The organism is Thalassospira australica, assembly GCF_000763295.1.
In the GTDB taxonomy this organism is placed as follows: Bacteria; Pseudomonadota; Alphaproteobacteria; order Rhodospirillales; family Thalassospiraceae; genus Thalassospira; species Thalassospira australica.
On the sequence record NZ_JRJE01000001.1, the window covers coordinates 156,058 to 163,203 of the forward strand.

The following is a 7,146-nucleotide window of genomic DNA, read 5'->3' on the forward strand; positions in this document are numbered from 1 at the left end:
TATTTGATGTGTGCAGGGGCGGTTCGTTGATCCGCGCGCATGGTTGGAATGTACAAGGAACTGGCGGGTTGTATTTGTCGCGCTAACTTCTTGCGTTAGATAAGACGATCCGATAGATATACTATCTAATGGTATATAGTCACCACTTTAGGGTGGCTTGTGTAAAGTTCTGGAGCATGCCAGCCTGATGAGACGCCGGTCTCGATTAAATATCGGTACTTTGTCGCACTTGAGCACGGGCCGTTTTGCCCTGTTGATCACAGCCCTTGTGATCAACCTGCTCACGCTTGCCTTGCCGATTACGTTGCTGCAGGTCTATGACCGGGTGCTGCCTCACAGTTCCATCCCGACACTGACGCTTTTGATCTTGGGGGTGTTGGGCGCACTTGTGCTTGAAGCAATCCTTCGCCTTGGGCGGGCTTATATTTCCTCCCTGTCAGCGGCGAAGTTTGAACATTACAGCTCTCAGCAAGCGGTTGGACATCTGTTGTCAACGAGTTTGACCGACTATGGGCGGACCGCGCCGGGCCTGCATTTGCAGCGCCTCAATAGCCTCAATATGCTGCGCGACTTCTATTCAGGTCAGGCAATTGGGGCGGTTGTCGATTTACCTTTCATCGTTCTTTTCCTTGCGCTGATCGCGGTGATCGGTGGTGAATTGGTGGTGGTTCCGCTTGGAATTCTTCTGGCCTTCTTTGTCACGGCGATGTTCCTTGGACGGCAGTTGCGCAGCGCACTTGATGATCGCAGTCAATCGGACGAGCGGCGCTACAACTTCATCATTGAAACACTGACCGGAATTCACACCATCAAATCGATGGCGATGGAAAACCTGATGATCCGCCGTCATGAGCAATTGCAAAATCAATGCGCCGAGGATGATTTGCGCTCAGCGCGTTCGGCGCATAGTGCGGTCAATGCCAGTGCGACTTTTTCGACACTGACAATGGTGCTGGTGGCGTCTGTCGGCAGTGTGCTGGTGATCAACGGCAACCTGACGGTTGGTGGATTGGCAGCCTGTACGATGTTGTCTGGGCGTTCTATTCAACCGCTTCAGCGTGCCATGAGTTTATGGACCCAATTCCAGAACATCCGTGTTGCACGACAGCGCGTGAACGAGCTGTTTGAAATCGAAGAAGAAGATCAGCCCGGTTCTTCGGACATGCCGCTGCTTGAGGGCAAGATTGAGCTGCGCAATGTTTCCTTTTCGCATTCTGACGGAAAAAGGGTGTTCGAGGACCTTGATTTGGTCATTGAGCCCGGGGACTCAATTGCGATCACCGGTGATAACGGGACGGGTAAAACCACATTGTTGTGGTTGCTGATGGGGGCTTTGCGCCCCGATCAGGGTGAGGTGCTGCTTGATGATAAAAAACCGTCGGATTACACAGCAGAGTCCACCCGTCGGCAGATTGCCTATTTGCCCCAACACGGGGTGATGTTCAAAGGAACGATCCTTGAAAACATTACGGGTTTCCGCAAGGACATCAGCGTTGAACGGGTGATTGAAATTGCCCGGCGGCTGGGGCTTGATGATATCGTCATGCGTATGCCGGAAGGCTACGATACCGAAGTCGGCGGGCAGGCGTCAGAAACCCTGCCGCGTGGTGTGAAACAGCGGATCGCTGTTGCCCGGGCCCTGATCGATTATCCGCAGATCGTTTTGTTTGACGAAGCCAACAGTTCGCTGGACATGGCAGGTGACAACATCATGTCCAGCCTGATGCTGGAACTTAAAAAACACTGCACGCTTGTGATGGTGTCGCATCGGCCATCGCTGATTGCGTTGGCGAACAAACAATATCGTCTTGTCGACAAGCATCTGGTGCCGGTCCTGCGCCGTTCGAACAAGCCCGTTCCCCTTGGTCAGGCTGCTGCACCCAAAGCGCAAGTCAGGACGGGGGCACGATGAAAAAACTCGAAAACATGGACTATGCGCTGAACTATCGGATGGGACTGTCCAGCACGGATGCCCTGTCTGATTTCGATGCATGTCTTTGGCCCTTGCTGCAGTCTCTTGGGTGGCGCGGGTTGCCCCGGCAGGTTGCAGAAGCCCTGCCACATATGGATCAGGCGCTTGATCTGACAGATTTTCGCAATGTTCTGGCGCATCTGAATTATCAGTCGCGCGAAATTGACGCGACGCTCAATCAGATTGATGAGCGTCTGATGCCGTGCTTGTTCGTGCCTGATTCCGGAACGGCTCTTGTCGTGATCCGCCCCGAAGAAAACGGGGTTCGTGTCTTTGACGGTGGTACGGACCGGGAAATGGTGATCAAGCTATCGTCGCTTCCGGGCAAGATTTATCAATTCACGCAGGCCGACCGCCGCGAACGTCATTTTGAAGATGACAAACGTGGCTGGTTTGGTGGCATTGCCGATCGGTTTTCCGGACTGGGGCGCCAGTTGCTTGTGATGACCTTTGTTCTGAACATCATGGCATTGGCAACCCCGATTTTCGTGATGGGGATCTATGATCGTGTGATTGGAACACGGTCGATCCCGATGCTCGTTCAATTTTCCATCGGGATTGGCATTGTCCTTATTTTAAGTTGGGTTCTGCGGGCGCTGCGCAGTCAGATTGTCAGCCATTTCGGGGCCCGGCTTGATACGTTGGTCAGTGGCGCGATTTTTGAACGCCTGTTATCGCTTCCGCCCGCCTTTACCGAACGTGCTCCGGTCGGGGTGCAGATTTCGCGTATTCGCGATTTTGAAAGTGTGCGTGAATTCTTTACCGGTCCGATGGCGCTGGTGATGATGGAAATTCCATTCGTGCCGCTGTTCCTGATTGTCATGTTTTATCTGGGCGGCTGGTTGGCGATGGTGCCGATTGCCTTGATCTGTGTCTTTGTGCTGATTGGATTTGTGGCATTTCCGGTGGTTTCGCGCAGGGTTTCGGAGCTTGGCCGACATGGGGCAAGCCGACAGGAGTTTCTGGTTGAAACCGTTGGGAAAATGTCGGCGCTTAAATATACCGCCTCGGAAAAACGTTGGTTGGGGCGTTTTCGCGAAGTTTCGGCCGATACGGCCTATGCCGGTTTTCGCGTTGCCATGGTCAATAATGTGATCAATACCTTGGCCCAGGTGTTGATGATTACCGCTGGTGCGCTGGTTCTGGCATTTGGGGCGCAACAGGTGATGAATGGCCATATGAGTGTTGGTGCGCTTGTGGCCTCGATGATGCTGGCATGGCGCGTTCTGGGGCCGATAAATCAGGCCTTTTTGGGGATGCCAAGGCTTGCGCAGTTGCGTGGCAGTGTTCGCCAGATCAACCGTTTGATGACCATTGCACCGGAAGGTGACCTTGTGCCGCGTTCGGTTGAACAGCGGCGCTTTGACGGGGGGGTTACGTTCTCACGCGTGAGTTTCCGATATAGTGCGGATTCCGATCCGGCCCTTGTCGGGGTGAATTTTGATATCGAGCCGGGGCAGGTTGTTGCGGTGGTCGGGGCCAATGGCGCAGGGAAATCATCGCTGATCAAATTGGTTGCAGGCATGTATCAACCCCAAGCCGGTGCGGTTCTGATTGATGGGGCGGATATCCGTCAGATGGACCCGCAAACCTTGCGTCAGGCGATTTCCTATGTGCCGCAGGACATCGAATTTTTCCGGGGATCCATTGCCCAGAACCTGCGGCTTGCGAACCCGGTGGCCTCAAATGATGACCTGCGCATGGCCTGTATGGCAGCGGGCATTCTTGATGAGGTCGAAGCCCTGCCGGACGGTTTTGATACCCGTGTTGGTGATCAGCATTCATCACGTTTTTCAGCAAGCTTCCTGCAGCGATTGGCACTTGCCCGTGCGTTGGTGCGCGAAGCACCGGTTATTTTGTTTGATGAGCCAACCAATGGTCTGGATCAGCGTGCTGATCGTGCTTTCCAAAGTACGATCAACCGTTTGCGTGGTGGTTCAACGATTTTCCTGATTACCCATCGGCCAAGTCACCTTGATTTGGCGGACCGCATTCTTGTGCTTGAAGCCGGTCAATTGCGCGGGGATGGCCCGCCTGAACGCATCAAGCAACAGGTGATAGACGGAGGCTACCTATGAGTGATGCTGCAACTCAGGACACCGCGATCGCGCGGTTCCGGCGCTCCCGGCGCATGGCGCGGTATTTGTCACATGCTGTTCTCCTTGAAGAAGGTGGCATTTCGGTTTTCGTGCGCTCGGCGATGGTTATGCTTTCGGTCGGTTTTCTGGCGCTGGTGGCCTGGTCGGCAACAACCGAAATCAAGGAAACAGCAATCACCTTTGGTCAGGTGATGCCGACAAGTGCCGTGAACAAGATTCAGCATCTTGAGGGCGGCATCATTGAACAGATCATGGTGCGTGATGGGGATCTTGTCGAAGAAGGGCAGGTGTTGATGCGGCTCAAGGCCGATGGCGCACGTGCGGAACTGTCCCAGACCGAGACGCGCCTTGGCAACCTTCAGCTTGAAGCCGCGCGTTTTCGTGCATTGGCCGAAGGCCGTGAACCGGATTTCACAACCCTTCTGGCGCAATATCCCGTATTGGCGCGTAACCAGCAGGAAATCTATAATATCCAGACGGAACTTGATGCGAACCAGAGTGAAATCCTTCAGGTCCAGATCAAGGAACGTAACGCCGAACTCGCCCAGCTTAGCGAACAGGAAGCAACGCTTCGCAAATCGGTTGATTTGCTTAGTCAGGAAGTGACCATGCGCCGCTCGCTTTATGAGCAGGGGCTGAATTCCAAGGTGCTGTTTTTAAATATTCAGCGTGAACTGAACGAAGCACAGGGCAATCTTTCCGGCGTTGTTGCCGAAAAAGCCCGGGCGCGCGAAACCATTGCCGAAGCCAATTTGCGTTTGAACGAACTTGAAAAAAGTCAGCGCGAAGAAGCCATTACCGAGCTTGGACGTCTTGGTGGCGAGATTGCCCAGGCCCGCGAAGCCTTGCGCAAGTTGCGTGACCGGGTTGCACGTCTTGAAATCGTTGCGCCGACGCGCGGCTATATCAAGGGCCTGCAGTTTACAACAATTGGCGGGGTTATTGCCCCGGCGCAGGTCGTTATGGAGCTTGTGCCGGTTGACGATGTCCTGATTGCGGAAACGCGCATTTCGACCGAGGATATCGGTCATGTTCATCTTGGGCAGCCGGTAACCGTCAAAGTTAGTGCATTCGACTTTATACGATATGGTGGTATAACCGGTGAACTGGTATCGATTTCTGCATCTACTTTTATTGATGAAGAAGGACAGCCATATTATAAAGGCAAGGTTGCGCTTGATGACGACTCTGTCGGCGAAGGTGCGACGGCTCAACGGATCATTCCGGGCATGACAGTTCAGGCCGATATTCAAACCGGGGAACGGACACTTCTTCAGTATCTTCTGAAGCCGGTTTATGTGTCTCTTGATCAAGCGTTTAGCGAACGTTGAGCAGATTTTTTTGGTCCCGCTGGAAATGAAGATTTCATTTCTACCGCCTGGCCGCACATTTCTCTGGTTTACATCGGGGAATCTATACTAAGGTATAGAAGTGTGAGCTGGGCTATACCCATCTTACATTTCATGGAGATTGGGTTTAATGGCGGACGATCCTCGCGATACTGAAAATTCACGTAGTGAAGGCAATGGCGGCTTCGGGAATGAAGACGCGCCAGATGATCTTCAGCGCGAGAGCGGTGAGGAAAACGAAAACGACGAACTGGTCGAGTTGCATGACGACCAGAACTCTTCCGGTCGGCCGGCACAGGAAGAACTTGGCTCTGTTCATTACGGCAATCAGGTCTTCACACCACAGAGTGAAGCACAGCAAGCTTTTCGTCGCCAGAATGCTGCCTCTCAGCGTGAAGAAACTGCACAGGCAGAGGAAGCCTCCGAAAAACAAGCCATAGCGCAGATCGAAGAAGCCGAAATCAATAGTGAAATTGATACCGGTGCAGAGACTTCTGATACCAACGCCGGAAACAGTGGTTCTGACGAAATCTCCCTGCAATCGGACCCGAGCACGGTCGATCTTCCCGATGTTCCGCTTTCAACCAATGATACGAATACGCTGCGCGGGGATCGTGAGAACCCCGGTGCCGAGGGTGGGGAATCTTTGGAGCCCGACTTCGTACCGACAGCAGGTGAAGAGGTTCTTGATCTCGAAGAAGAAGCTGTCGAAGAGGTTGAAGAGGCCGAAGAAACTGCCGTTGCCGAGGAAATAGAAGAAGTCGTTGAAGCCCCCAAGGTTGCTGACGCGCCAACGCTTTCAGCGGGCGATGTGAGTGGCTCGGAGGATGGTGCGATTTCGCTTGATCTTTCGGCGGCGCTAAATGACCTCGATGGTGGCAGCGAAACCCTTTCGATTGTGATTTCAGGCGTGCCGGACGGGGCAACGCTTTCGGCTGGTACTGATAACGGGAACGGCACATGGTCCGTCTCTGCTGGTCAGCTCTCAGGTCTTGCCATTACCCCGCCAGAGAATTTCAGCGGCAGCTTTGACCTTGGCGTGACGGCAACCAGCCGCGAAGCAAATGGCAGCACTGCGAAAAACAGTTCAAGCTTCACAATCGACGTCGAAGGTGTTGCTGATGGTGCAACGCTTGATGTCTCGGATGCCGCCGGCAGCGAAGACAGCACCATTGCGCTTGATATCGATACCGAACTTCTTGATGACAGCGAAGACATCTCGATCACGATTGAAGGCGTACCAGACGGCGCGACCTTGTCCGCGGGCGCCGACAATGGTGATGGCACCTGGACGCTGACCCCGGATCAACTCGAAGGTTTGAGCATCACACCTGCAGGTGACTTCAGCGGTGAAATAGACCTTTCTGTTCTGGTCTCTACAACCGATGGCAATGACACCGCCGTCGTGATGGAAGAAATCACGGTTGATGTGGCGGGTGTGGCTGATGCGCCGACTTTGGATGTCGCGGATGCTTCTGGTTCGGAAGACAATGCGATTGCATTGGATATCGATGCCGGCCTGACGGACAGCTCGGAAACTCTCTCAGTCACGATCAGTGGTGTTCCCGATGGTGCAACCTTGTCTGCTGGTTCGGACAATGGCGATGGCACGTGGACGCTATCTGCAGATGACCTTGAAGGCCTGACGATTACGCCAGCTGATGACTTCTCTGGCAGCTTTGATCTCGGCGTCACCGCCCAATCGGCTGACGGCGAAGATGTTGCC

General features: G+C 53.8%; 4 protein-coding genes. All 4 read left to right on the plus strand.

Going from position 1 to position 7,146, the window contains the following annotated elements; genetic code table 11:
* The first annotated feature begins 187 nt into the window (after positions 1–187).
* Positions 188–1,912, plus strand: coding sequence for a peptidase domain-containing ABC transporter (locus JF44_RS0100700; protein WP_052065301.1), 1,725 nt, complete (start codon positions 188–190; stop codon positions 1,910–1,912).
* Positions 1,909–4,050, plus strand: coding sequence for a peptidase domain-containing ABC transporter (locus JF44_RS0100705; protein WP_052065303.1), 2,142 nt, complete (start codon positions 1,909–1,911; stop codon positions 4,048–4,050). Before JF44_RS0100700 ends, JF44_RS0100705 begins: the two co-directional genes overlap by 4 nt.
* Positions 4,047–5,402, plus strand: a complete 1,356-nt coding sequence (locus JF44_RS0100710) for an HlyD family type I secretion periplasmic adaptor subunit (protein WP_033067029.1) — start codon at positions 4,047–4,049, stop codon at positions 5,400–5,402. Before JF44_RS0100705 ends, JF44_RS0100710 begins: the two co-directional genes overlap by 4 nt.
* Positions 5,403–5,550: 148 nt before the next feature.
* Positions 5,551–7,146, plus strand: a 1,596-nt coding sequence (locus tag JF44_RS0100715; protein ID WP_033067030.1) for an Ig-like domain-containing protein, incomplete at its 3' end; no start/stop codon positions are given.

Coding starts and splice junctions, on each gene's coding strand:
- JF44_RS0100700 (WP_052065301.1), top strand. CDS start 188: ATGAGACGCCGGTCTCGATTAAATATCGGTACTTTGTCGCACTTGAGC.
- JF44_RS0100705 (WP_052065303.1), top strand. CDS start 1,909: ATGAAAAAACTCGAAAACATGGACTATGCGCTGAACTATCGGATGGGA.
- JF44_RS0100710 (WP_033067029.1), top strand. CDS start 4,047: ATGAGTGATGCTGCAACTCAGGACACCGCGATCGCGCGGTTCCGGCGC.